18 protein-coding genes and 1 tRNA gene are annotated in these 24,813 nt (G+C 65.9%); 4 read left to right on the top strand and 15 right to left on the bottom strand.

Going from position 1 to position 24,813, the window contains the following annotated elements:
- Positions 1-27 precede the first annotated feature (27 nt).
- From ACFTSA_RS11020 to ilvD, 14 genes are all read right to left on the bottom strand, one after another.
- Positions 28-780 carry an HAD family hydrolase gene (locus ACFTSA_RS11020; protein ID WP_377951297.1) on the bottom strand — a complete coding sequence of 251 codons (753 nt, stop codon included), beginning with the start codon at positions 778-780 and terminating at the stop codon, positions 28-30.
- On the bottom strand, positions 780-2,291 hold the full coding sequence (gltX, locus tag ACFTSA_RS11015) for a glutamate--tRNA ligase (protein WP_377951296.1): 1,512 nt from the start codon (positions 2,289-2,291) through the stop codon (positions 780-782). Before gltX ends, ACFTSA_RS11020 begins: the two co-directional genes overlap by 1 nt.
- A gap of 62 nt (positions 2,292-2,353) precedes the next feature.
- A complete protein-coding gene (locus ACFTSA_RS11010) occupies positions 2,354-3,130 on the bottom strand; it encodes a fumarylacetoacetate hydrolase family protein (RefSeq protein ID WP_111905966.1) in 777 nt (258 codons plus the stop codon).
- An 18-nt stretch (positions 3,131-3,148) separates the two neighbouring features.
- Positions 3,149-3,955, bottom strand: a complete 807-nt coding sequence (locus ACFTSA_RS11005; protein WP_377951295.1) for an MBL fold metallo-hydrolase — start codon at positions 3,953-3,955, stop codon at positions 3,149-3,151.
- A gap of 135 nt (positions 3,956-4,090) precedes the next feature.
- Positions 4,091-5,203 carry a branched-chain amino acid aminotransferase gene (locus ACFTSA_RS11000; protein ID WP_377951294.1) on the bottom strand — a complete coding sequence of 371 codons (1,113 nt, stop codon included), beginning with the start codon at positions 5,201-5,203 and terminating at the stop codon, positions 4,091-4,093.
- A gap of 100 nt (positions 5,204-5,303) precedes the next feature.
- Complete coding sequence (locus tag ACFTSA_RS10995) at positions 5,304-6,356, bottom strand: 3-isopropylmalate dehydrogenase (protein ID WP_377951293.1); 1,053 nt, start codon at positions 6,354-6,356, stop codon at positions 5,304-5,306.
- Positions 6,357-6,568: 212 nt separating this feature from the next.
- Positions 6,569-8,128 (bottom strand): methionine--tRNA ligase, encoded by a 1,560-nt coding sequence (gene metG, locus ACFTSA_RS10990; protein ID WP_377951292.1) that lies wholly within the window; start codon positions 8,126-8,128, stop codon positions 6,569-6,571.
- Positions 8,129-8,162: 34 nt separating this feature from the next.
- The gene (locus ACFTSA_RS10985) at positions 8,163-8,918 is read right to left on the bottom strand and encodes an ABC transporter ATP-binding protein (RefSeq protein ID WP_377951291.1); all 756 of its coding nucleotides are present in this window, start codon (positions 8,916-8,918) and stop codon (positions 8,163-8,165) included.
- Entirely contained in the window at positions 8,915-11,710 is a 2,796-nt protein-coding gene (locus ACFTSA_RS10980; RefSeq protein ID WP_377951290.1) for an ABC transporter permease, read from the bottom strand. The genes ACFTSA_RS10985 and ACFTSA_RS10980 overlap by 4 nt, the downstream gene beginning before the upstream one ends.
- 231 nt (positions 11,711-11,941) lie before the next feature.
- Entirely contained in the window at positions 11,942-13,531 is a 1,590-nt protein-coding gene (gene serA / locus ACFTSA_RS10975; protein ID WP_377951289.1) for a phosphoglycerate dehydrogenase, read from the bottom strand.
- Positions 13,532-13,647: 116 nt separating this feature from the next.
- On the bottom strand, positions 13,648-14,673 hold the full coding sequence (ilvC, locus tag ACFTSA_RS10970) for a ketol-acid reductoisomerase (RefSeq protein WP_377951288.1): 1,026 nt from the start codon (positions 14,671-14,673) through the stop codon (positions 13,648-13,650).
- Between the two features lie 86 nt (positions 14,674-14,759).
- Entirely contained in the window at positions 14,760-15,272 is a 513-nt protein-coding gene (gene ilvN / locus ACFTSA_RS10965; protein WP_050054685.1) for an acetolactate synthase small subunit, read from the bottom strand.
- A gap of 2 nt (positions 15,273-15,274) precedes the next feature.
- A complete protein-coding gene (locus ACFTSA_RS10960) occupies positions 15,275-17,176 on the bottom strand; it encodes an acetolactate synthase large subunit (RefSeq protein WP_377951287.1) in 1,902 nt (633 codons plus the stop codon).
- Positions 17,177-17,506: 330 nt separating this feature from the next.
- Entirely contained in the window at positions 17,507-19,228 is a 1,722-nt protein-coding gene (gene ilvD / locus ACFTSA_RS10955) for a dihydroxy-acid dehydratase (RefSeq protein ID WP_377951286.1), read from the bottom strand.
- A 225-nt stretch (positions 19,229-19,453) separates the two neighbouring features.
- Between ilvD and ACFTSA_RS10950 the strand changes: the two genes are divergently transcribed.
- The 3 genes from ACFTSA_RS10950 (at position 19,454) to ACFTSA_RS10940 (ending at position 21,967) form a co-directional block, all read left to right on the top strand.
- A complete protein-coding gene (locus tag ACFTSA_RS10950) occupies positions 19,454-20,485 on the top strand; it encodes a hypothetical protein (RefSeq protein WP_377951285.1) in 1,032 nt (343 codons plus the stop codon).
- Between the two features lie 39 nt (positions 20,486-20,524).
- Positions 20,525-21,775, top strand: coding sequence for a PQQ-dependent sugar dehydrogenase (locus ACFTSA_RS10945; protein ID WP_377951284.1), 1,251 nt, complete (start codon positions 20,525-20,527; stop codon positions 21,773-21,775).
- Between the two features lie 116 nt (positions 21,776-21,891).
- Positions 21,892-21,967: transfer RNA gene (locus ACFTSA_RS10940), tRNA-Lys, on the top strand.
- Positions 21,968-22,068: 101 nt separating this feature from the next.
- Here ACFTSA_RS10940 and ACFTSA_RS10935 read toward each other — a convergent pair.
- A complete protein-coding gene (locus ACFTSA_RS10935; protein WP_377951283.1) occupies positions 22,069-23,349 on the bottom strand; it encodes an alpha/beta hydrolase in 1,281 nt (426 codons plus the stop codon).
- A 150-nt stretch (positions 23,350-23,499) separates the two neighbouring features.
- On the opposite strand from ACFTSA_RS10935, the gene ACFTSA_RS10930 reads away from it, so the two are divergent.
- Entirely contained in the window at positions 23,500-24,810 is a 1,311-nt protein-coding gene (locus ACFTSA_RS10930) for an alpha/beta hydrolase (RefSeq protein WP_377951282.1), read from the top strand.
- Positions 24,811-24,813: the final 3 nt, after the last annotated feature.

Genomic DNA, 24,813 nt, shown 5'->3' with positions numbered 1-24,813 from the left:
GCGGGGCAGGCAACGGTGCCGCGCCGGTTAGCTCGACTCCGTCGGGAGCGCCAGCAACTCCAGCAGCGAGGTGATCTCCTGCCCCTGGAAACCCGGAGCCTGTTCCCCGCCGCGGTTGAGCCAGATGCCCAACAGTCCTGCCGCCGTCGAGCCCTCAGCGTCCAGGAGCCGGTTGTCGCCGATATACAGCGTGGTGGCAGGCGTGCCGCCGATCAGCCGGACGCCTTCGAGGTAGATGGCGGGGTCCGGCTTGGGTACACCGACTGTGTCAGTGCCCACAAGGAACCGGATACGCTCCAGGCCGGCGCTGTCCAGCTTCACCCGCTGGTAGTCGTGCACGTTGTTGCTCACGGCCCCATAGGGAATGCCCGCCCCGTCGAGGGCGTCGAGGAGTGGCAGCACATCCTCAAAGGCCCGGACGTAGCTGGGCTGCAGCCGCGAGTACGTGCTGAGCCAGTTGTGGGACTCCTCTCCTTCGCCCATTTCGACGCCGAAGTGGCCCAGGGCCGCGCGGCCCCGGAGCAGCCGCTGCTCGTTGAAGGTCAGCTCTCCGGCGAGGTAGCGGTCGTAGTAGTGGGTTGTCTCGTGCGTGAAGATCCGGCCAACCTTCTCCCACCCGGCCTGGTCCAGGCCGGGCAGGAGGTGTTCACTGGCGTCACGCAGCGCCGTGGTCATGGCGTAGGCCAGGTCCACGAGGGTGTCGTCAATATCGAACAGGACGCCGCTGACCGCCCCGAGGCTCCGGGACAGGACGGCGTTTTCCACTGCGGGCTGTGACATTAGCCGCGGAAAGCGCGCAGCCGCGCCAGGGACGATTCCTTGCCCAGGATGACCATGGACTCAAACAGCGGCGGCGAGATCCGGCGGCCGGAGATCGCGGTGCGCACGGGGCCGAAAGCGAGCCGGGGCTTGATTCCCAGGTCCTCCACGAGGGCCTGCTTGAGCGCGGACTGGATGTTTTCTGCGTTCCAGTCCTCGATCGGCTCGAGCGCAGCCAGCGCCGCGTCCAGGACCTCGGTGACGTTCTCCGGCAGGCCCTTGCGCGCGTCGGCGGCGACGTCGATCGCGTCGTCGGCCTTGAACAGGAACGCCAGCATCTCCGGGGCTTCGCCGAGGAGGGTGATGCGCTCCTGGACCAGTGGTGCGGACTCCGTCAGGATTTCCTCCTGGCGGTCGGTGAGGATCTCCCCCACAAGGCCGGCGCGCCGGAGGTACGGGACCAGCCGCTCGCGGAAGTCAGCAGGATCCAGGCGACGGACGTGCGTCCCGTTGATCGCTTCAGCCTTCTTGAGGTCGAAACGGGCCGGGTTGGCCAGGACATCGTGGATGTCGAAGTTCTTCACCAACTGTTCCACCGTGAAGATGTCCTCGTCAGCGCTCAGGGACCAGCCGAGCAGGGAGAGGTAGTTGAGCAGCCCCTCGGGGATGAAGCCGCGCTCGCGGTGCAGGAAGAGGCTCGATTCCGGGTCGCGCTTGGAGAGCTTCTTGTTGCCTTGGCCCATGACGTAGGGCAGGTGGCCGAACTCCGGCATGTATTCCGCGACGCCCACAGCGTAGAGCGCCCGGTAGAGGGCGATCTGCCGGGGCGTGGAACTGAGCAGGTCCTCGCCGCGGAGGACGTGGGTGATCCCCATCAGTGCGTCATCCACCGGGTTAACCAGAGTGTAGAGCGGCGCGCCGTTGGCACGCACCACGGCGAAGTCCGGGACGGAGCCGGCCTTGAACGTGATCTCGCCACGCACGAGGTCGGTGAACGTGATGTCCTCGTCCGGCATCCGCAGCCGCAGCACGGCTTCCCGGCCCTCGGCCTTGAAGGCAGCAACCTGTTCGGCGCTGAGGTCGCGGTCAAAGCCGTCGTAGCCCAGCTTCGGGTCCCGTCCGGCGGCACGGTGGCGCGCCTCGATCTCGTCCGGCGTCGAGTAGGACTCGTAGATGTGGCCGCCCGCCCGGAGCTTGGCGATAACGTCCTGGTACAGGTCTCCCCGCTGCGACTGGCGGTACGGCGTGTGGGGACCGCCCACCTCGACGCCCTCGTCCCAGTCGATGCCGAGCCAGTTCAGGGCATCGAGCAGCTGGTGGTAGCTTTCCTCGCTGTCCCGTGCCGAGTCCGTGTCCTCGATGCGGAAGATCATCTTGCCGCCGGTGTGGCGGGCGTAGGCCCAGTTGAACAGCGCCGTGCGGATCAGCCCGACGTGCGGGGTGCCCGTGGGTGAGGGGCAGAAGCGGACGCGGACGGGCGTTTCGGCGGTGACGGCAGGAATGGCAGCAGAAGCGGCGGAGGGGGTAGTCATAGTGATACCAACTTTACCAACCGGGCGCGCCTGCCCCGCCCGGTTCGCAGGACTGTCGGTGGCTAGCGGCGGACGACGGGGTTCGACAGCCGGCCGATGCCTTCAATTTCCACTTCGTACCGGTCGCCGGCCTGGACCAGGCCCACGCCGGCCGGCGTGCCGGTCATGATCACATCGCCGGGCAGCAGCGTAAACGCGCTGGAGACGATGGAGACCAGTTCGCGGACTCCGCGGATCATTTGGGTGGTGCTGCCGTCCTGGCGGAGTTCACCGTTGAGCCGGCCCTTGATGGACAGGTCCTCGGGATCGAGTTCGGTTTCGATCCACGGTCCGAGCGGCGCGGAGGTGTCAAAGCCCTTGGCCCGCGCCCACTGCAGGTCGGTCTTTTGGACGTCGCGGGCGGTGAGGTCGTTGCCGCAGGTGTATCCGAAGATCACGTCATCGGCACGTTCCTCCGGCACGTCCTTGCAGATGCGGCCGATGACGACGCACAGCTCCGCCTCGAAGGAGACCTCCTCGGAGAACTCCGGCAGCACCACGGGATCGTTCGGACCCACCACGGAGGTGTTGGGCTTCAGGAACAGCAGCGGCTGCTGGGGCACCTCGTTGCCGAGTTCGTGGGCGTGCTCCACAAAGTTGCGCCCCACGCCGATCACCTTGCTGCGCGGAATGATGGGCGCCAGGAGGCGGACATCCTCCAGCTTGTGCCGCACGGAGGTGCGTTCCACACCGTTAAAGAAGGGATCGCCGTTGATGACAGTGATTTCCTCACTGCCGGGCTGGCCTTCAACAACGCCGTAAAGGGGATCAGAATCGACTACAAACCGGGCAATACGCATGGCTCCAAGCCTACAGTCTCAGTCCCTCTCCCTCAGGAGCCGCAGGTATTCCAGCTGTGCCGCCACGGAATTCTCGGCTGCGCGCCGAACGGAAGGGTCGACGTCGGCATACACCACGCTGGTGACCTCGCCTACGCCGGCATCCTGGCCGAGGCCGGCCAGGGCGGTCCGGATCTGCGCGAGCCGGTCCAGCCGGTGGTCCCGGTAGGCGCGGACCACGGCGTCGAGCGACGGCAGGACGGGGCCGTGGGCGGGCAGCACGGTTGCCGGGCCCAGCCGCTCCAGCCGGTCGAGGGAAGCGAGGTAGTCGGCCAGCGTGCCGTCCGGGTGGTCCAGCACGGTGGTCCCCCGGCCCAGGATGGTATCTCCGGTCAGCACCGAGCCGGCCGGGCCGTCGAGGGGCAGGTGGAAGCAGACGGAGTCGGAGGTGTGCCCGGGAGTGGACACCACACGGATCTCGGTGCCGCCGGCGGCGATGGTCTCCCCCGGCTGCAGCACGGCTCCTCCGTGGCAATGCCCGGAGGCGGCGGCCCGGACAGGGGCGCCGGTGATTTCGGCGAGGCGGGCCGAGCCGGCGGTGTGGTCCGCGTGCCGGTGCGTGACCAGGACGAGCTCCACGGGTCCGGCAGCCGCGAGGGCCTGAAGGTGCGTCTCGTCGAGCGGCCCCGGGTCCACCACCACCACAGACCCGTGGCCGGGTTCCCCGACGATGTAGGAGTTGGTCCCCTCGAGGCTCATCGGTCCCGGGTTGGGCGCGAGGCGGAACCGCGTCAGCGGGCTGCTGTCGGTAAAGGCGCTGGTGATGTCCTGGTTCACAGATTTCATTCTGTCATCCGTCAGGGCAAGCCAACGGGAACAGAAGGATGAATAGCAGAACGACGGCGGGCGTCCGGTGGGGCCAAAACAGCCCAGCCGGCCACCCGCCGTCGTTCGCTTCTTTAGTTATCGTGCAGCTGCGGCTCAGGCGAGCCGGGTCAGCCAGCCGTGCGTGTCCTCGACGGTGCCGGTCTGGATGCCGAGCAGCTGGGTTCGGATGGCCATGGTGGTCTCGCCGGCCTTTGCATCCTCCGAGCCGATGAATTCCGTAGCGTCCTTGAGGACACCGATCGGAGTGATCACGGCGGCGGTGCCGCAGGCGAACACCTCGGCTATGTCGCCGGAGGCCACGCCGTCGCGCCATTCGTCCAGGGTGATCTTCCGTTCGGAGACCTCACGGCCCATGTCCTTGGCGACCTGGATGATCGAGGAGCGGGTCACGCCCTCGAGGATGGTGCCGCTCAGCGCGGGCGTCACCAGCGAGCCGTCCTTCATGACGAAGAAGACGTTCATGCCGCCGAGTTCCTCAACGGCGTTGTCGTTGAACTGGTCCAGGAACAGCACCTGCTTGCAGCCGTTCGCCTCGGCCTCCTGCTGTGCGATGAGCGAGGCTGCGTAGTTGCCGCCGCACTTGGCAGCACCCGTGCCGCCCCGGCCCGCCCGGGCGTATTCGCGGGAGATCCAGATCGAAATCGGCTTCAGCTCGCCGCCGAAGTAGTTTCCGGCCGGCGAGGCAATGACGCGGAATGACACCTCACGGGCCGCCCGGACCCCCAGGAATGCCTCGGTGGCAATCATGAACGGGCGCAGGTACAGGGCCTCACCGTCGCCGGCGGGAACCCACTCCTTGTCCGCCGCAACGAGTTCGCGGATGGCGCCCAGGAAGTATTCGGCCGGAATCTCCGGCAGTGCCAGGCGGCGGGCGGACTTGTTCATCCGGGCGGCGTTGGCCTCAGGCCGGAAGCTCCAGATGGAACCGTCGGCGTGACGGTAGGCCTTCAGTCCCTCGAAGATTTCCTGCCCGTAGTGCAGCACAGCGGCGGACGGGTCCAGCATGATCGGCCCGTAGGCCTCGATCCGCGCATCATGCCATCCGCCCTGGCCGCTGGCGTCGACCGTGTAGTCAACAATCGCAGTGTGGTCGGTGAAGTGGTCGCCAAAGCCTGGGTTCGCCAGGATGGCTGCACGCTCCTCAGCAGACTTCGGGGTGGCCGAAGGCTGCTGGGTGAATTCGACGCCATGGGCAGTCTGAGTCATGGTTCCTCCACGGTCGGCTGCCTGGCATCTGAACGTGGCTCAGCATCGGACCACGGCAGCGATTGGTAATTCAGGTCAAGCTTACGCCTGCTGGCGGAGGCTAAACGGCCGCCGCAATGGCATCGCCGATGGCGCTGGTGCTGCGCACTTCGCCGTTGCGGCCTTCGACGTCGGCCACCACCGCGGACTCGATCCGCCGCGCAGCATCCGCGTAGCCGAGGTGGCCCAGCAGGAGGGCTGCGGACAGGATGGCAGCGGTGGGATCGGCCTTCTGCTGGCCGGCAATGTCCGGCGCGGAACCGTGGACGGGTTCAAACATGGACGGCGCGGTGCGGTCCATGTTGATGTTGCCCGAGGCGGCCAGTCCGATGCCGCCGGTGACGGCTGCCGCGAGGTCCGTGATGATGTCGCCGAACAGGTTGTCGGTGACGATGACGTCGAAGCGGGCGGGGTCGGTGACCATGAAGATGGTCGCGGCATCGATGTGCAGGTAGTCGTGGGTGACCTCGGGGAATTCCTGGGCCACGGCTTCGACAGTGCGCTTCCACAGGTGGCCGGCAAAGACCAGCACGTTGTGCTTGTGGACCAGCGTCAGCTTCTTGCGCGGGCGATCGTTGGCCCGGCGGAACGCATCCCGGACAACGCGCTCCACGCCGTGGGCCGTGTTCAGCGACACCTCGGTGGCCACCTCGTGCGGCGTGCCGCCGCGCAGGGTGCCACCGTTGCCCACGTAGGGACCCTCGGTGCCTTCACGTACGACGATGAAGTCGATGTTGCCCGGTTCAGCCAGCGGGCTGCCCACCGTGCCGTACAGCCGGGAGGGGCGCAGGTTGACGTAGTGGTCGAGGCTGAAGCGCAGCTTGAGGAGCAGTTCGCGTTCGATCAGGCCGGACGGAATGCGGGTGTCCCCCGGCGCTGCGCCGATGGCGCCGAAGAGGATGGCGTCGCGCGTCTTCAGGTCCTCGAGGACTGCGTCCGGAAGGGTCTCGCCGCTCTCGAGCCAGTGCTGGGCGCCGAGCTTGTAGTGGGTCTGGTCCAGGGTGACGCCCTCGGCGGCCACGACCTTTTCGAGAACCTTCAGGGCTTCGGCAATGACCTCCGGGCCAATGCCGTCGCCCGGAATGACAGCAAGATTGATGGTAGATGCGCTCATATTTTCAGGGTAGCCAAGCCATCCACATTCTGGTCAAGCTGTCTCATTATTCGGTCACCCTGTCACGACGCTCTCTCAGCTTTTGCCGCCCAGACGCCAACGTTCTCTCACTTTCCAGAGGAAAGGGAGAGAACGTTGGAAGAAAACCTGAAGGAGCTGATAGAGCGTCGCGGGAATTGCTGCAGGATCCGAGAGAGCGTCGGTAGTGGAGCCTAGGCGTCCGCGGGTTCCTCGTACTTCGGGAAGACCGGCGCGGGAGCGGGCAGGTCGGTGCCCGCAACGATTGGCGTCGCGAGGGCCGAGAACTCCCGGGGTGCCCCTTCCGGCTGGCCGAGGTACCCGAGCAGGGCGGCGGTGGCCGTGGGCATTACCGGCTGCGCCAGGATGGACACGATACGCAGCACCTCGAGGGTCACGTACAGCACCGTCTGCATGCGTTCGACGTCGGTCTTCCGCAGCACCCAGGGTGCCTGCTCGGCGAAGTAGGCGTTGGTGTCCCCCAGCACCGTCCAGATCGCTTCGAGGGCGCGGCTGAACTCCTGCTTTTCGAAGGCCGTCCGTGCGTGCCCGAGGAGCGCGTTGGCCTGGCCCAGGATTGCGGTGTCGGCGTCGGTGAACGCACCCGGCACAGGTACCCTGCCCTCGCAGTTCTTGGCCACCATGGACAGTGAGCGCTGGGCGAGGTTTCCGAAGTTGTTCGCCAGGTCGGAGTTCATCCGGCCCACGATGGCCTCGTGGTTGTAGCTGCCGTCGGCGCCGAACGGCACCTCGCGCAGGAAGAAGAAACGGACCTGGTCCAGTCCGTACTGCGCCACGAAATCCGACGGGGCCACGACGTTGCCCAGCGACTTGGACATCTTGACGCCGTTGTTGTGCAGGAACCCGTGGATCATGACCCGCTTGGGCAGTTCGAGGCCCGCGCTCATGAGGAAGGCCGGCCAGTAGATGGCGTGGAAGCGCGAGATGTCCTTGCCGATGATGTGGACATCAGCCGGCCAGTACCTCTTGAACGATTCCGATTCGACGTCCGGGTAGCCGGCGCCGGTGAGGTAGTTGGTCAGGGCATCGACCCACACGTACATGACGTGCTTTTCGTCGCCCGGAACGGGCACGCCCCAGTCAAAGGTGGTGCGGCTGATGGACAGGTCCTCGAGGCCGCGCTTGACGAAGCTGATGACCTCGTTGAACCGGGACTGCGGCGCGCCGAACTCCGGCTGGGCCTCGTACAGGGCCAACAGCTTCTCCTGGTAGGCGGACAACCGGAAGAAGTAGCTTTCCTCGGCGGTCCAGGTCACCGGGGTGTCGGTCTCCTTGGTGTACCGTGCGCCGTCCTCCTTGACCACGGTGTCGTCTTCACCGTAGTAGGCCTCATCCCGCACGGAGTACCAGCCCTCGTACTTGGACAGGTAGATGTCCCCGTTGGCTTCCATCTTTTTCCAAATGGCCTGGGAGGCTGTGTAGTGGTCCGCGTCGGTGGTGCGGATAAACCGGTCGTAGCTGATGCCGAGGGCGGCGTGCGCGGCTTTGTAGATCTCCGCGTTCCGGTCCACCAGCTCTTTGGGCGAGATGCCTTCCTTCTCCGCGGTCTGCGCAATCTTCAGCCCGTGCTCGTCGGTGCCGGTCAGGAACTTCACGTCGTAGCCGTCGAGCCGCTTGAACCGGGCCATCGCATCCGTGGCGATGTACTCGTAGGCGTGGCCGATGTGCGGCACGCCGTTCGGGTACGTGATGGCCGTAGTGATGTAGAAGGGGCTCTTGTCTGAGGAAGTCACGGGCGGAACGTTACCTTTATGCGGAGGGATGGATCTAGATCAGTTCGGTCAGCGTATCGCTCAGCCGGACCAGTTCGTGGTCATGTGACGCCACGAGGACTGCGATGCCGTCGGACGTGGTGTCCTTCAGGATGCTGATGATGCGGTTGGCGGAGGCCCGGTCCAGGCTCGCCGTGGGCTCATCCACCACCAGGACGCGGGTGCCCAGGATCAGGGCCCGGGCGATGGCGACGCGCTGGCGCTCACCGCCGGAGAGCTGCTCGGGACGGTGCCGCATGCGGCGGCCGAGGCCCACGAGGTCCAGCAGGTCCTTGGCCATCTCGCGCCGCTGCTCCACCTCGCCGTCAGGCACCGCCGGGAGGAGCACGTTCTCGAGCGCGCTCATGCCGTCGATAAGGGCACCGCCCTGGTCAACGTAGCCGATCAGGGCGCGGCGGCGGTCGGCGATCTCGTCGTCGGACATGGTTTCGAGGGAGTCCCCCTCCCACAGCACCCGGCCCGACGTCGGCAGGGTCAGGCCCGCTCCGACGGTCAGGATGCTGGTCTTGCCCGAGCCGCTTCGGCCGGCCACGCAGTGCATCTCCCCGGCATTCAGGGTGAGGTCAAAGCCTTCCACGACGCTGACGGCGTCGGAGCCGTTCTTGCCTCCGCCGTAGCGGATGGTGATGTTGTTCAGCTCCAGCGGGGTGGCGTGATCGGCTTCCTTGACAATGGTGTTGGCCCGGGTCTGGACCGGGGTTTCAGCCCCATTGTTCCCGCGCACGCGGCGAAGGTTCAGGTCGTTACTCATTTGACCACTTTCGTTGCAATCGGAATCCAGCAGAGAACAGCCACGAGCCCGGCCACGGCGGCCCACAACGCGGCGTAAGGGGCAAGAACAAGGCCAATGCCCAGGGCGCCAAGGATACCCAGCGGCACGGCAACCGCACCCACCAGGGCGTTTTCGAAGAAGCGGACCTGGCCCAGCATGTCGGGGTTCCAGCCCATTGCCTGCAGCGTGCCCAGATACCGGCGCTTCGCCTTCAGCTCGAAGCGACCGGTGACCAGCGTGAGAAGGAGCCCCACTGCCACGCCGGACAGGCCAAGGATGATGCTCGGCAGGGCCACGCTGGCGGCGGCCAGCCCGCTGAGGGCGCTGGCGCCGGCGGCGCGCGGGATGTCGATCAGCAGGGCGATCAGGCCGCCAACCGCCGAACCGAACACACCAACTGCGACTGCCAGCGAGATGGCGTTGAAGCGGTGCGTGCTCAGCTGCCGGTTCGCGAAGGTCAGCGGCGAGTCGACGGCGATGAGCTTCTCGTCGTGCTGAGGCTCCTGGTCGACCACCTCGCGGTGGCGCAGCTGCTGCGCGGCGAAGAAGGCCGCGCCCAGGTACAGGGCCAGCACGGACGCCGAGACGATGACCGTGGCGATGTTCCAGCTCAGCAGGCTGAGCACTACGCCGGCGACCGCCAGCAGGCCGGCGCCGACGGCGAACTCTTCCAGCACCCATGAGCGGATCCGGCGCTGGGTCCAGCCCATGGCGCGCAGCGTGCCCGCTTCGCTGCGGCGCAGCCGCACGTAGCTGACAGTCGAGGCGCCGGTCAGCAGCGCGGCACCGCAGAGGGTGAGAAACAGCAGCGTCAGGTTCGTCGCGGTCAGCGAGCCGGCCACAGCGTCGGCGGCGTTCTGCCGGACCCACGACTGTTGGACGGTGCCGAGCGCGGACTCCTTGCCGGCGTCGTCCTTGGAGTAGCCGGGAACGAAGATGTTAGCGTCCTCGCGGGCGGAACCGGCCACAACGGTGGCTTCGAGTCCCATGTCCCGGATCTCGGCGGCGAGCTTGTCCACCTCGGGCTGAACCTCCTTCCAGCTGCCGGCCGCACTGGCGCGGACGCGGACGGCGTCGATGACGGAGGCGTTCTTTTCATAGCCGCGGGCGGCAGCCAGACCGTAGTAGTCGGTGATGGCGCCGGCGGACTGGCTGACAAGTCCGGTGGCGCTCAGTGACGGCTTGAGCGTGGTGCCCGAAACGTCCTTGCCCTGCGCGTCCTTGGTCAGCGTCATGGGCGTGGGATCGTAGCCGCCGAGCGGAAGCCGGTTGACGTCCCCGGCCGCCTGCTGGACGGCGGCGGGATCGAAGGTGCCGTAAACCATGGCGAGCGGGGTGGCAAGCTTCTTGCCCGTTTCAAGGTTGTCCCGGTAGGAGCGCTCGTCCACGGGGTTCCGCTGGGTCTGGTCCACGGCCTCGCCGGTGGCGCTCTTTTCCGGCAGGCGGTTCACGGTGACCCACTCGCCGGGGGTTGCAGTCTTGTCCTCGGCGCCGTTGCCTGCGGTGGAGCCGTCCTTGTACTTGGGAGCGGATGCGAAATTGGTGCTCCAGGCGGCGGGGCTGTAAAGGCCGCGGCTGAAGTTCGCCGAGTTGCCAAGCAGCTTGGAGTAGTCCGTGGACCCTGGCCAGGACAGCGCGAAGGGCGACTTGGAGACGAAGGGCAGGTAGTCCTTGTCCAGGGAGCGTTCGGCGGTGCCGACTTCCTTGACCACGTTTCCGGAGTCGTCGATCTCTTCGATTTTCACGGAGTACTTCAGGTCGACCGATGTACCGGAGCGGACGATCAGGGGGATGGCCTGGGAGTCCTCGGTGAGCTGGCCGTTGCGCTTGGCCTGCTGGTATTGGGTCATGATGGGCGCCCAGTACTTGAGCTTCACGCCAAGGAAGTCGGGGCCCTCCTCGAGTTCCTTCATGCCGATGCCGGTGGTGAAGAGGCTCTCCAGGTGCTGGCCGACCGCCTCGGCGCTGCGTGCGTCAGCCGGCGGCGCCTTTTCCAACGGCGCCAGGAAGTCGCCTGCGGTGCCCAGCAGGGCACGCTCGGAGACGGGGTCGACGGCGACCACGGACTCCGTGACCTCCGGAGCCATGGGCAGTGCAACAGTGAGGTTGAACAGGTTGTGCTCGGAGCCGCCGGCCGGGGCCGGGAACTTGATCCCGGTCTCGCCGTCGGGGCCGGCGATCTGGATGCTGTTGCCTCCCTCGACCTGCTGTTCCACGAGTTTGCCCTTGCCCAGGGTGCCCTCGGCGGTGGACTTGAAGAGGGTGTGCTGCGAGGATCCGTCGGAGCTCGTGGCGCTGGCCGTGAGGCGGTATTTCTTGGGGGTGTCGCTCAGCACCGACTGCGCTGCCGGCCACTTGCTGGGGTCGGTGCCGCCGGGCTGCCCGGCGGTCGCGGTGCCGACGAGGCCGGCGTTGAAGCCCAGGTAGTCCATGGCCTCCAGGCGCGGGGTCTCGAGGTTCTGCGTCACACGGGAGACGAGGCTGATGGGCGCGGCGACAGAGGTGCCGGACAGGTCCCGTATCTTCTGCAGCTGGTCGAAGCTGATGCCGCCCTGGCCGGTGGCAATCTCGGGCTGCATGAGCGTACCGTCCGAGCCGGCCTTGGCCTGGACCAGGATGTCGTAGAGCCCGCGCGAGTTCTGGTCCACGGTCCGGTTCAGCGCTGCCTGCGACTGGGTCTGGACGAGGACTGACAGGCACATGGCGAAGATCAGAATTGCAGCGGTCAGCAGCAGCACTTTGCTTCTGATGAACCTCTGGACGGCGTTCATTGGGCTCCCTGAAACCTGGATTGCGTGTGCACGCCACGATGACCGTGAAATGTGGAGGTGTCCCTTGCGGGCGTGCAAAAAATATTGGCCGGCCTGCCGGCTGGATCCTTAAATTCGAACCTAGCTATTGTACGCAGACCGGCCAATCATATTTGGCCGGGGTGAACTCCAGGGGACGTGGAGTTCACCCCGCGTTGGGGACCCGGCCGTTGCCGGCCGGTGCTCGTCGGACTAGTCCTCGAGGTCCACTTCGCGCACCATCTCGGCACCGATGCCGGCCTTGATGGCGTCCAGCACCTGCTGCGGGACGGAGCTGTCGATGGTGAGCAGCGCCAGGACCTGGCCGCCCTCCGCGTTCCGTGCCACCTGCATCCCGCCGATGTTGATGTTGTTCATGCCCAGGATGTGGCCGATGGTGCCGATGACGCCGGGACGGTCGGCGTAGGAAACCACCACGAGGTGCTCGCTGATGGGGATCTCGACGTCGTAGCCGTTCACGCCGACGAGCTTCTGCACCTGCTTGGGGCCGGTCAGGGTGCCGGCCACGGAGATCTGGGCGCCGTCGCTCAGGGCGCCGCGCAGCGTCAGGACGTTGCGGTAGTCCTCCGCCTCGGGGGTGGTGATGAGGCGGACGTTGATGCCGCGCTGCTCGGCGATCACGGGGGCGTTGACGTAGGACACCTGCTCGGTGACGACGTCGGCGAAGATCCCCTTGAGGGCGGCGAGTTCCAGGACCTTGACGTCCAGGGCGGCGATTTCGCCGGCAACCTCGACGTCGATCTGGGTCACGGAGGCGTGGGTCAGCGCGGTGAAGATGCGGCCCAGCTTCTCGATCAGCGGGATGCCGGGGCGGACGTCGGGGGCGATTACGCCGCCGGCGACGTTCACGGCGTCCGGGACCAGTTCCCCGGCGAGGGCGAGGCGGACGGACTTGGCGACGGAGACGCCGGCCTTTTCCTGGGCCTCGTCCGTGGACGCGCCCAGGTGCGGGGTGACCACAACGTTGTCCAGCTTGAAGAACGGCAGGTCGGTGCTGGGCTCCTGGACGAAGACGTCCACAGCGGCCCCGGCAATCTGGCGGTCCTGCAGCGCGGTGTAAAGGGCTTCCTCGTCCACGAGTCCGCCGCGGGCCACGTTGATCACGTAGGCCGTGCTCTTCATCTTCTTGAAAGCGTCAGCGCCGAGCATGCCGACCGTTTCCGGCGTCTTGGGCATGTGGATGGTGATGAAGTCGGACTGTGCGAGCAGCTCGTCCAACGTGACCAGCTTCACGCCGAGCTGGGCGGCGCGGGCGGAGGTGATGTAGGGGTCGAACGCGAGGATCTCGGTGTCAAAGCCCTGCAGGCGGGCGGCCACCAGGGCGCCGATGCGGCCCAGGCCGATGATGCCGATCTTTTTCTCGAACAGTTCGATGCCGGTGTACTTGGAACGCTTCCACTCGCCGTCCTTCAGGGCGGCGCTGGCCTGCGGGATGTGGCGGGCCAGGCTCAGGATGTGGCCGACGGTCAGTTCCGCGGCGGACACGATGTTCGACGTCGGGGCGTTGACCACCATCACACCGGCCTGGGTGGCGGCCTTGATGTCGACGTTGTCCAGGCCGACGCCGGCACGGGCGATGACCTTCAGGTTCTTCGCGGCGGCAATGACCTCGGCGTCCACCTTGGTGGCGGAGCGGACCAGGATGGCGTCAACGTCCTCGATGGCAGAGAGCAGCTGGGAACGATCGGCGCCGTCGGTCTGGCGGATTTCAAAGTCCGGGCCAAGGGCCTCGATGGTGGCGGGCGAAAGTTCTTCGGCAAGCAATACTACGGGTTTTGACACAGCTGATCCTCTGCGTTGAAGTCCTGGGGGTAAATAAAGTCTAGGCGTACGGAAAGGCCGGGCTCACATTGTTAAGTGTGAACCCGGCCTCACTATCGCACTGGAAGGGTGCAGCCTTAGCGGGCTGCAGAGCCTTCGACGTAGTCCTGGTCCTGCTGCTGCCAGGAGAACAGGGAGCGCAGCTCGCGGCCAACGCCCTCGATCGGGTGCTGCTCAGCCTTGGCCCGCAGCTCCTTGAACTCGACGCCGCCGTTGTCCTGGTCTTCGATGAAGCGCTTGGCGAAGGCACCGGACTGGACGTCCGCGAGGACGGCCTTCATGTTTTCCTTCACCTCGGGGGTGATGACGCGCGGGCCGGAGACGTAGTCGCCGTACTCTGCGGTGTCGGAAACGCTCCAGCGCTGCTTGGCGATGCCGCCCTCCCACATGAGGTCAACGATGAGCTTGAGCTCGTGCAGCACCTCGAAGTAGGCGATCTGCGGCTGGTAGCCGGCTTCGGTCAGGGTCTCGAAGCCGTACTGGACCAGCTGGGACACGCCGCCGCACAGGACAGCCTGCTCGCCGAAGAGGTCAGTTTCGGTCTCTTCAGTGAAGGTGGTCTTGATGACGCCGGCGCGGGTGCCGCCGATGGCCTTGGCGTAGGACTTGGCCAGGTCCCAGGCGGAACCGGAAGCGTCCTGCTCCACGGCGATGATGTCCGGGATGCCGCGGCCGGCTTCGAATTCGCGGCGGACCGTGTGGCCCGGAGCCTTCGGGGCGATCAGGATGACGTCAACGCCCTCCGGTGCCTCGATGTAGCCAAAGCGGATGTTGAAGCCGTGAGCGAAGGCGAGGGCCTTGCCCGGGGTCAGCTTGTCCTTGATGGAGTCGTTGAAGATCGAGCGCTGGTGCTGGTCCGGCGCCAGGATCATGATGACGTCGGCCCATTCGGCGGCGTCGGCAACGTTCTTGACCTGGAAGCCTGCGTCCTCGGCCTTGGCGATGGACTTGGAGCCTTCCTTGAGGGCGATGACCACCTCGACGCCGGAATCCCGCAGGTTCTGCGCGTGGGCGTGGCCCTGGGAGCCGTAGCCGACAATGGCAACCTTGCGGCCCTGGATGATCGACAGGTCGGCGTCGTCGTCGTAAAACATTTCAGTCACTTGCGTAACTCCTCTTGAGTGGATTTCTTGTAGATGTAAAGCATTGGTGCTGCGTTTGCGGGCAATGCTTCCGCCTAGGCTGTGCCTTACGCGGAGCGTAGCGCCCGATCACTCATGGAGCGGGATCCCCGTCCAACGGCCAAGGTGCCGGACTGCACAATTTCGCGGATACCGAAGGGCTCCAGCACTGAGAGCAGTGCCGTGAGCTTTTCGGGATGGCCTGTTGCTTCAATGACCACCGAGTCTGTGGAGACGTCGACCACTGAAGCACGGAACAGGTCTGCAGCCTGGGTCACCTGCAGACGAGTTGCGGCATCCGCACGTACCTTGACCAGGATGTGGTCGCGCTGTACGGAAGATTCGGAAGTCAGTTCAACAATCTTGATCACGTTGATCAGCTTGTTCAACTGCTTGGTGACCTGTTCGATCAGGTCACCGTCGGCGTCGACGACGACGGTCATCCGGGAGATGCCCGGAACTTCCGTCGGGCCGACGGCCAGGGAATTGATGTTGAAGGCGCGGCGGGCGAAAAGGCTGGCCACGCGGGTCAGCACACCGGGCTTGTCTTCGACCAGAACGGACAGTGTGTGGCGGCTCATGATCAGTCCTCCTCTTCCCATTCCGGGGTCATGTTGCGGGCAACCTGGATCTGGTCATTGCTGACGCCGGCGGGCACCATCGGCCACACCATGGAGTCGGGGCTGACCACGAAGTCGATGACCACGGGGCGGTCATTGATCTCCAGCGCCTTCTGGATTGTTGCGTCGATGTCCTCATCCCGTTCGCACCGGAAGGAGGCGCAGCCGTAGGCCTCGCCGAGCTTGACGAAGTCCGGGATCCGGACGGTCTCGTGGCCGGTGTTCAGGTCCGTGTTGGAGTAGCGGCCCTCGTAGAAGAGGGTCTGCCACTGGCGCACCATGCCCAGCGAGGAGTTGTTGATGACAGCAACCTTGATGGGGATGTTGTTGATGGCACAGGTGGCCAGTTCCTGGTTGGTCATCTGGAAGCAGCCGTCGCCGTCGATGGCCCAGACCACGCGGTCCGGCTCCCCCACCTTGGCGCCCATGGCGGCGGGCACGGCGTAGCCCATGGTGCCGGCACCGCCGGAGTTGAGCCAGGCGTGCGGGCGCTCGTACTTGATGAACTGCGCGGCCCACATCTGGTGCTGGCCCACGCCGGCCACGTAGATGCCTTCGGGGCCGGTCAGGGCACCGATGCGTTCGATGACGCGCTGCGGTGCACTCAGGCCGTCCTCGGGTTCGGTCCAGCCCAGCGGGTAGGTGTCCTTCAGGTTGTTCAGGAAGGCCCACCAGTTGGCCAGGTCCGGGGTTCCGGTGGTGCCAAACTGGGTCCGGACGGCTTCCGTCAGTTCCGGAATGATCTCCTTGACGGAGCCCACGATGGGAACGTCGGCGGTGCGGTTCTTGGAGATTTCCGCGGGGTCGATGTCGGCGTGGATGACCTTGGCGTTGGGCGCGAAGGTCTTCAGGACGCCGGTGACGCGATCATCGAAGCGCGCACCCAGGGTCACCAGCAGGTCGGCCTGCTGCAGGGCGGTCACAGCCGAAACCGTGCCGTGCATGCCGGGCATGCCCACGTGCTGCGGGTGCGAGTCCGGGAAGACACCGCGGGCCATGAGCGTCGTGACCACGGGGGCGCCGGTCAGCTCGGCCAGCTCGCGGAGCTCGGCCGCGGCGTGGGCTTTGACCACACCGCCGCCCACGTACAGCACGGGCTTGCTGGCGGCGGAGATCAGCTTGGCGGCCTCGCGGACCTGCTTGTTGTGGCCGCGGACCACGGGGCGGTAGCCCGGCAGGTCGATCTTGGGCGGCCAGGAGAACGTCATCTGCCCCTGCTGGGCATCCTTGGCGACGTCAACGAGTACCGGGCCCGGACGTCCGGTCGAGGCGAGGTGGAAGGCCTCGGCCATGACGTGCGGGATGTCGTTGGGGTCCGTCACCAGGAACGAGTGCTTGGTGATGGGCATGGTGATGCCCACGATGTCGGCTTCCTGAAAGGCATCGGTGCCGATCACTCCGCTGGAGACCTGGCCGGTGATGGCCACGAGCGGAACGGAGTCCATGTGAGCATCCATGATGGCGGTGACGAGGTTGGTGGCACCCGGGCCCGAGGTGGCGATGCAGACGCCCACCCGCCCGGTGACCATGGCGTAGCCTTGCGCGGCGTGGCCGGCTCCCTGTTCGTGACGGACCAGAACGTGGTTCATTTTGGAGGCCATCAAGGGGTCGTAGGTGGGCAGGATCGCGCCACCGGGCAAACCGAAAATGTCGTCGACGCCGAGTTCTTCGAGCGAACGGACAATTGCTTCTGAGCCGGTCATCACCGTCGGGGGTACGACGTTGTTCGGCCCAAGGACAGGAGAGGCGGCTGCAGCAGTGTCGACCCCGGCGTCAGCCGGCTTGTCGACGCGTTCCGGGGCCTTGGCGGCTCCAGCGGACTTTGAAGCCATCAGCGAGGGGCTGATGGGCGATCCTTTGCTCATCGAACTCTTCCTTAGTGGATCTTGAATTGGTGTGGTGCCAGGAAAAACTGAACGGTCCGTCCCGCCCGGAAAATAAAAAAACCCCTCAGCCTGGCGGCTTTTCGAGGGGTTGCGCGTGACAGTTCGTTACCAGTCGGGCTATGGAGCCACGCGCTTGGTAAGTACGACGACGGTGCCGACGGTAACGAATGCGATCATGCGTTCAGTTTTCCCTCTAAGTGAGATACGTGTCAACGAGCACGACCCGTGTCTCACACTGTGGACGTCATTGTCCACAAATTGATCCGACAGGCTCAAGCGGCGGGCGCCGGTTGAGCATGCCGGAACGTTCTACCCGCAGTATGCGCCGGTGGAGGCGCTGTGTACCAGCTTGGCGTACTTGGCCAGGACGCCCTTGGTGAACTTGGCGGGCAGCGGCGCCCAGCCTTCCTTACGGGATTCCAGCTCGGCGTCGTCCAACAGCAGGTCGAAACTGCGGGCTGCAATGTCGACGCGGATCCGGTCGCCGTCCTTGACGAAGGCGATGGGGCCCCCGTCGACCGCTTCGGGGGCGACGTGGCCGATGCACAGGCCGGTGGTGCCGCCGGAGAAGCGGCCATCGGTGAGCAGCAGGACATCCTTGCCCAGGCCGGCGCCCTTGATGGCACCGGTGATCGCGAGCATTTCGCGCATGCCCGGCCCGCCCTTGGGGCCTTCGTAGCGGATCACCACAACGTCGCCCTTCTGGATTTCGCCGTTGTCGAGTGCGTCCAGGGCGCCCTGCTCGCGTTCGAACACGCGGGCGGTGCCCTCGAAGACCTCGGCGTCGAAACCAGCGGTCTTCACGACGGCACCTTCCGGAGCCATGGAGCCGTGCAGGATCGTGATGCCGCCGGTCTTGTGGATCGGGTTGTCCAGCGCGCGGAGGATCTTGCCGTCGACGTCCGGCGGGTTGATGGCCTCGAGGTTTTCCGCGACGGTCTTGCCCGTGACGGTGAGGCAGTCACCGTGCAGCAGGCCGGCGTCGAGCAGGGCCTTCATGATCACCGGCACGCCGCCGATCTTGTCGACGTCGGTCATGACGTAGCGGCCGAACGGCTTCAGGTCGCCCAGGTGCGGGATCCTGTCGCCGATGCGGTTGAAATCGTCCAGCGTCAGTTCAACCTCTGCCTCGCGGGCGATCGCCAGCAGGTGCAGGACGGCGTTGGTGGATCCGCCGAAGGCCATGGTGACAGCGATGGCGTTCTCGAAGGCCTTCTTGGTCATGATGTCGCGGGCAGTGATGCCCTGGCGCAGCAGGTTCACCACTGCCTCGCCGGACTTGCGGGCGAACTCATCACGACGGCGGTCTGCCGAGGGTGGAGCCGCGGAGCCGGGCAGGGACATGCCAATGGCCTCACCGATGCAGGCCATGGTGTTGGCGGTGTACATGCCGCCACAGGCGCCTTCGCCGGGACAGATGGCCTTCTCGATGCGGGTGAGGTCCTCCATGCTCATCTTGCCGGCGGCGCACGCACCGACGGCTTCGAAGGCGTCAATCAGGGTGACTTCCTTTTCGGAGCCGTCCTCCAGCTTGACCCAGCCGGGCATGATGGAGCCGGCGTAGAGGAAGACACTGGCAAGATCCAGGCGCGCTGCGGCCATGAGCATGCCCGGAAGGGACTTGTCGCATCCGGCCAGCAGCACGGAACCGTCGATGCGCTCTGCCTGCATGACGGTTTCCACGGAGTCGGCGATGACTTCGCGGGAGACCAGGGAGAAGTGCATGCCTTCGTGGCCCATGGAGATGCCGTCGGAAACGGAGATGGTGCCGAACTGCATCGGGAACCCGCCGCCGGAGTGGACGCCTTCCTTGGCGCCCTGGGCCAGCCGGTTCAGGGACAGGTTACAGGGAGTGATTTCGTTCCAGGAGCTCGCGACACCAATCTGGGGCTTGGCGAAGTCGTCATCCCCCATGCCGACCGCCCGGAACATTCCACGTGCCGGAGCTGCATGAATGCCGTCGGTGACAATCCGGCTCCGGGGTTTGATGTCAGGCTTGTTGTCGGCTGCGTTCAGCGTGTCCTCACTCATGGGTCAAAGTCTATGACTCAGAAACGGCTGCCAATGACCGGAAGCGCCCCGTTTGGCTCATTTCGCGGAAAATTCCGATCAAATAGTGGACTTCCGTCTCACATTATGGAATGGCGGCTCTGCCCGCCCGCTCCCCTGCTGGCGTTGACAAGCCTAGACAGCCCTATTGACAGCGACGTACCGTCAAGCAACGGCAACCTCGTGTGACGGATGAAAGGCTTTGCTATGGAGTGGATTATCTGGGTCATTGTCATCGTTTTGATTATCGCGATCGTTTGGATGCTGCTGAACCGGAAATCGCGGGGAACGGCAGCAGACGCGGCCCGGACCGAACAGGTGAAGTCCCCGTCCGCATCGGCTCCGATAGCATCCGCCCGGACGGAAGGGACGCCGTCGGCCGCACCCGCCGCCGCCGCAGCGGCGGGACCGCCGTCGGACACCAGCCTGACCGTGCCGGAAACGGGCCGCCTGGCCGGACCGGACGCCGGCCCGGCAGCCGCGGAAGCCGCGCCGCAGATGAGCCAGGCCGCCCCCGCGGCTACGGGCCCGGACCCCGAGGACGTGGAACCTGACATCGAATCCTGGGAAGCCGCCACCGCCCGCCCCTCCTCCGCACAGTCCGCGGGCGGAGACGTTGACGACTGGGATGACGACGGCGACAAGGCCGAGTGGGACGCCCAGTGGTCGGATGCATCCAGCGCAGACACAGGCAGTGCTGAAGCAGGCAGGGCCGAGGAAGGCCGTTCCACCCGGCAGGACGCGGCGCAGCCTGCCACCCCGGCGCACCATGCCGAGTACACGGACCCGCACGCCCCCACCCTGCCGGGCGCGGAGTCGGCCGCGGCCGAATCCCTTGACGCCGAGGCGGAAACCCAGCAGCGGATTCAGTCCTCCGCTGCAACCGAGACCGGAGCCAGCCACGAGGCCCAGCCCCCGTACCGCGAACCCCAGCCCCACCACCTGGAACAGGGCTTCGGCGCGGAACGGGGTTTCGGCGAACAGCCCATCCCCCACAAACAGGTCGGCGCCGAGGGCACGGAAACCGTGGCGGAACAGCCGTACGGCGAGGGTTCTGCCGCGCCGGCAGCAGACGGCGGCGCCCCGGAGGGGTTCACCGTCAAGGGAGATGTCAGCGCCATGACCTATTACGACGAAGACAGCGCCGGCTACGAGGACGCGCGGGCAGAGGTCTGGTTCCTTTCCCCGGCGCACGCCGAGGCTGCCGGGTTCCGGGCGCCGCGCCGGTCCCGGCGCTAGCGCCAGGCGGCGGCGCCGGATGGCGGACGGAGTAAGCGCATGACACGCAACCACCCCGGGAAACCCGCAACTGCTGCCGCCGCTATGCCTCCGTCGGGGACCGCCCCGGCATTTTCAGCCTTAGCGGCGCCCCTGACGTTGACCCTGTCGCTGACGTTGGCCCTCTCCGGCTGCACGGGCGACGGCGGTCCGGCGCCCCCGGGCAGCACCGGCTCCACGGCCGGCGGAGCAACGGCGACGCTGGCACCGGGTACCGGCAGCCAGGGGACAGGCTCCTCCGGTACCGGCCCCTCGGGTACCAGTGCGGCCCCATCGTCTCCGCGGGCCCCTGAACTGCGGAGCAGGATTGAGGGCCTGCAGATTCCGTGGTCGACTGTCTTCCTGCCCGACGGCACTGCCGTCATCTCCGAACGCGATTCCGCCCTGCTCAAATCCGTACGCGATGGCAAGCTCAGCACCATCGGCGCCGTTCCCGGCGTCGTTCCAGGCGGTGAAGGCGGACTGCTGGGCCTGGCGTTGTCGCCCGACTTCGCCTCGGACCACTACCTCTACGCCTACTTCACCGCGGCCGATGACAACCGGATCGCCCGCATGCGACTGGAAGGCGCCGGGACAGCCGGCGGCGGGGACCTCCGGCTGGGTGCCCCGGAGGTGATCTTCTCCGGCATGTCCAAGGCCTCCACCCACAACGGCGGCAGGATCCGCTTCGGCCCGGACGGTTTCCTCTACGTCGGAACGGGCGATTCGCAGCGCCGGGAGCAGCCGCAGGACCGGAACGCCCTGGGCGGAAAGATCCTGCGGCTGACCAGGGACGGCGCCCCCGCGCCGGGCAACCCCTTCCCGAACAACCCCGTCTACAGCCTTGGCCACAGAAACGTCCAGGGTTTGGCATGGGACAGCCAGGGCCGCCTATGGGCCAGCGAGTTCGGTCCGGACGTCAACGACGAACTCAACCTGATCCGGCCCGGCGGAAACTACGGGTGGCCGGAAGTCACGGGGGCACCGCACCGCGACGGCTTCATCGACGCCAAGGTTGTCTGGCCATCGACGGCGGACTCCTCGCCCAGCGGACTGGAAATCGTCGGCAGCACGGCCTACCTCGGCGCGCTGAGGGGTCAGCGCATATGGGCCGTCCCGCTCGACGGTGAAAATGCCGGCAATCCTGTGGGCTATTTCACGCGGCAGTTTGGGCGGATCAGAAACGTGGCGCTGGCCCCCAGCGGCGATCTATGGGCTCTCAGCAACAACCAAAACCCTGATTCCGCGCTGATTTTGCGGCTTCCGCGGTAAGTGCCATCTCCCGCCCGCCCCGATTTCACACCTGCCGAAAGTTCGTGTAGAGTTTCATGTCGTTGCGGAGGTCAACCAGGGAAATAAACAGCCCGCGGATGAACGAAACAGCAGCTGCACCTCTAGCTCAATTGGCAGAGCAATTGACTCTTAATCAATGGGTTCCGGGTTCAAGTCCCGGGGGGTGCACCACCGAAGCCCCGCCTTCAAGGCCACAAGCCTGAAGGCGGGGCTTTGTCGTGTCCCTGGGCTTTGTCGTGTCCCGGGATCGGCCGTTGCTGACCAGGCTGGGCTCAGGGAGCGGTGAGCCCAAAACGTGGACACAGCAGCGGCAGCCCCGTCCTCACACCGAAGTCCAGGGCATCTCCGCGGTGCCCCACACCATTGCCCACAAAGCTCCGGGTCCTCATCCCGGCGGCCTGGGCGTCCTGCGCGGCCGCCGCCGCCTGGGGTCCGTACACCCGGTCCAGGGATCCGCTGGTAAAGATGGCGAGTTCGTCCGAATACCTGCGCGCCTTCATGATGTTGGCAGGCTCTTCCGCTGCGAAGGCCGCGCGGTTGCCCTTGAAGATGACGCTGACGGTGTGCTCCTCGGTGCCGTTCAGCGGCTTCAGCTCCCCGGATATGTCCAGGATCGTGCCGAACAGGTCCGGGCGCTTGGCGCCAAAGGACAGCGCGCATTCGCCGCCGTTCGAGTAGCCCCCCACCGCCCACTCGGCCCGGCGCGGATCAACGTTCAGGTTCGTGCGGATGTAGTTGACCACGTCTTTGGTGACGTAGGTGTAGACCTTGCCGATGTCTGAGTCGACGCAGACCGGGTTGTTGAAGGGATTGCCGAGCTGGTCGATGGTCAGCATGATCGGGGCAAGTCCGTGGTTCTGCCGGGCCAGCGCATTGAGTTCCCGGACCGACGACTTGTCCTGCTCCGGTCCGCCGGGCTGGCCCATCATCATGACAAGGACGGGCAGTTCCGGCGGATTCGGGACCAGCGCGGCCGGCGGCAGGTACAGGTGGGCGTCCCGGGCACGGAAACCGGAGGCAGTGGCGGGAATGGTCACAGTTCCGCTCCGGCCCGACTCCGGCATCCCGGCCGGCGCTTTCCACGTCTTCCACAGCGGCTGCGGGGACACCGGTTTTCGGTCGAGCTTCGGCAGCGCGAGATGGCCGGTGGTGTTGAGGTCCAGAAGGGCGCCCAGCGTGGTGTTCAGGCCATACCCCGCATTGATGCCCAGGGCCGCCGTCGAAATGAAGAGCGCAACGGCCGCCACGGCGGCTATCTTGCGCCGCCAGGGTGTGCGCCACAGGTTGGCCAGGGCGAGGGCAACGCCACCGAAGGCGGCGACGACCCAGGCGCGGGTGTCGGTGTCCAGGGGCAATCCAAAGATATTGAGCCATGCCTCGCAAATCAGGAGGGTGATCACCCCTGCAGCGGCACCGCCGGCAAACGCCAGCCCCGCCGTGCGGAGCCGCGCAAACCCCGGCCGGGCCAGGAGGTAGAGCACGGCAAGAAGGCTTGCTGCATCAAAAGTGTTCAGCAGGGGTCTTTGAAGAATGTTGAGGTCCAACAACTGCATCGCGGCTCCTTGTACGCCCCCTTTAGGCGAGCGTAAAGCCGGAGCCTTAGAGCTCCCTGAATGCTTTCTGGGCGCCGGCTCGGACGCCCAGCAAAGTTCCAGATTAGAGGGCTAGGGTGTACCCGCCCGCAAGCAAACCGGAGGATTCTGTTGTCGACGTGGCTGTATTCCATCAGTCTCCTGGAAGGCTGGTTCCCCAACACCCTGTGGGTGCTCAGCACCCTTTCACTTGGATTCCTCCTCCTCCGCAGGCGGCGGCGTTGGTGGATCTATGCAGGGATAACGCTGGGCGCTTCATTGGCAGCCTGCTTTGGCCTGGCATGGCTGCTGGTCCATGCGTTCTATGTGTGGCCGGAGGATCTTCCCCCGGAGGTTGTCGCCTGGACGGGGCTGGGCGTCTTCGCCGCCGCGGCCGCCGTCGGAAACATGGTCCGGGGCGGTCTTTTGCGCACCTTGGCTGCACCGGTTGCCGCCCTGATTGTCCTGGGCCTGTGCGGACTGCAGATCAACGCCTACTTTGGTTTTATGCCGACAGTAGGGACCCTACTCGGGAAGTCCTCGTCCACGCTGCTGCCCCTGGAATCGGCACTGAAAAAGCACGGCGACGCCGCATCCTTCGAGACCTCACCCGTCTACGAGCGCTGGCACAAGCCGCTGAACCTGGCCGCGTCCGGCGTTCTGCGCCACGCTGAAATCCCGGGCACCGTTTCTGGCTTTCACGGACGCCACGCACATATCTACCTGCCGCCCGCCTATCTGGTCAAAAACCGGCCAAAGCTTCCGGTCCTGGTTCTTGTCGGCAGCCAGCCGGGCTGGCCAGGAGTATGGGCTGTCAGCGGAAATCTGGTTCAGATCATGAACCGGTTCGCCGAAGCGCACCGCGGCCTGGCACCGGTGGTGGTCATCCCTGATCCCAACGGCACCGAGGACGGGAACACCATGTGCATGGACACCACCCTCGCCAAAACCGACACCTACATGAGCGTGGATGTGCCCGACTGGATCAAGCACAACCTCGACGTCGACTCCGACCCGCGTCACTGGGCTGTGGGCGGCTTCTCCTTCGGCGGCACTTGCGCAGTCCAGATGACCACCCGGCATCCCGGGGTTTACCCGAACTTCATGAGTTTTGCCGGCGAGCGCGAGCCGGCCCTCGCCGTCTCGCGGCAGGAGACTGCAGACCTGGCGTTTGCGGGAAACCTGGCTGCGTTCACGGCAGAGGTCCCGCTGACCCTGCTTGCCCAGCGGCACTACCTGGACAGTTACGGTTTTTTCGCGGCAGGCGGTGATGACAGCGAGTTCCGGGACAACGCCGTCGTCCTGTCCGCTGCCGCCGTAAAAGCCGGGATGCACGTCAGGACCGCCATCATTCCGGACGCGGGACACTCCTGGAAAGTGGTCCTGGACTCGATGCCGCAGGCATTGGATTTCCTGGCAAAACCCATGGGGCTGGTCCCGTGAAGC

It is taken from the genome of Arthrobacter sp. NPDC057013, from assembly GCF_042674585.1.
Lineage (GTDB): Bacteria > Actinomycetota > Actinomycetes > Actinomycetales > Micrococcaceae > Arthrobacter.
This window is presented reverse-complemented; position numbering and strand designations above follow the sequence as displayed.

What these genes read in the sequence shown, in the direction of transcription:
- ACFTSA_RS11020 (WP_377951297.1), bottom strand. Translation starts at nt 780, where the DNA reads ATGTCACAGCCCGCAGTGGAAAACGCCGTCCTGTCCCGGAGCCTCGGG.
- gltX (WP_377951296.1), bottom strand. Translation starts at nt 2,291, where the DNA reads ATGACTACCCCCTCCGCCGCTTCTGCTGCCATTCCTGCCGTCACCGCC.
- ACFTSA_RS11010 (WP_111905966.1), bottom strand. Translation starts at nt 3,130, where the DNA reads ATGCGTATTGCCCGGTTTGTAGTCGATTCTGATCCCCTTTACGGCGTT.
- ACFTSA_RS11005 (WP_377951295.1), bottom strand. Translation starts at nt 3,955, where the DNA reads ATGAAATCTGTGAACCAGGACATCACCAGCGCCTTTACCGACAGCAGC.
- ACFTSA_RS11000 (WP_377951294.1), bottom strand. Translation starts at nt 5,203, where the DNA reads ATGACTCAGACTGCCCATGGCGTCGAATTCACCCAGCAGCCTTCGGCC.
- ACFTSA_RS10995 (WP_377951293.1), bottom strand. Translation starts at nt 6,356, where the DNA reads ATGAGCGCATCTACCATCAATCTTGCTGTCATTCCGGGCGACGGCATT.
- ACFTSA_RS10985 (WP_377951291.1), bottom strand. Translation starts at nt 8,918, where the DNA reads ATGAGTAACGACCTGAACCTTCGCCGCGTGCGCGGGAACAATGGGGCT.
- ACFTSA_RS10980 (WP_377951290.1), bottom strand. Translation starts at nt 11,710, where the DNA reads ATGAACGCCGTCCAGAGGTTCATCAGAAGCAAAGTGCTGCTGCTGACC.
- ilvN (WP_050054685.1), bottom strand. Translation starts at nt 15,272, where the DNA reads ATGAGCCGCCACACACTGTCCGTTCTGGTCGAAGACAAGCCCGGTGTG.
- ACFTSA_RS10960 (WP_377951287.1), bottom strand. Translation starts at nt 17,176, where the DNA reads ATGAGCAAAGGATCGCCCATCAGCCCCTCGCTGATGGCTTCAAAGTCC.
- ilvD (WP_377951286.1), bottom strand. Translation starts at nt 19,228, where the DNA reads ATGAGTGAGGACACGCTGAACGCAGCCGACAACAAGCCTGACATCAAA.
- ACFTSA_RS10950 (WP_377951285.1), top strand. Translation starts at nt 19,454, where the DNA reads ATGGAGTGGATTATCTGGGTCATTGTCATCGTTTTGATTATCGCGATC.
- ACFTSA_RS10945 (WP_377951284.1), top strand. Translation starts at nt 20,525, where the DNA reads ATGACACGCAACCACCCCGGGAAACCCGCAACTGCTGCCGCCGCTATG.
- ACFTSA_RS10935 (WP_377951283.1), bottom strand. Translation starts at nt 23,349, where the DNA reads ATGCAGTTGTTGGACCTCAACATTCTTCAAAGACCCCTGCTGAACACT.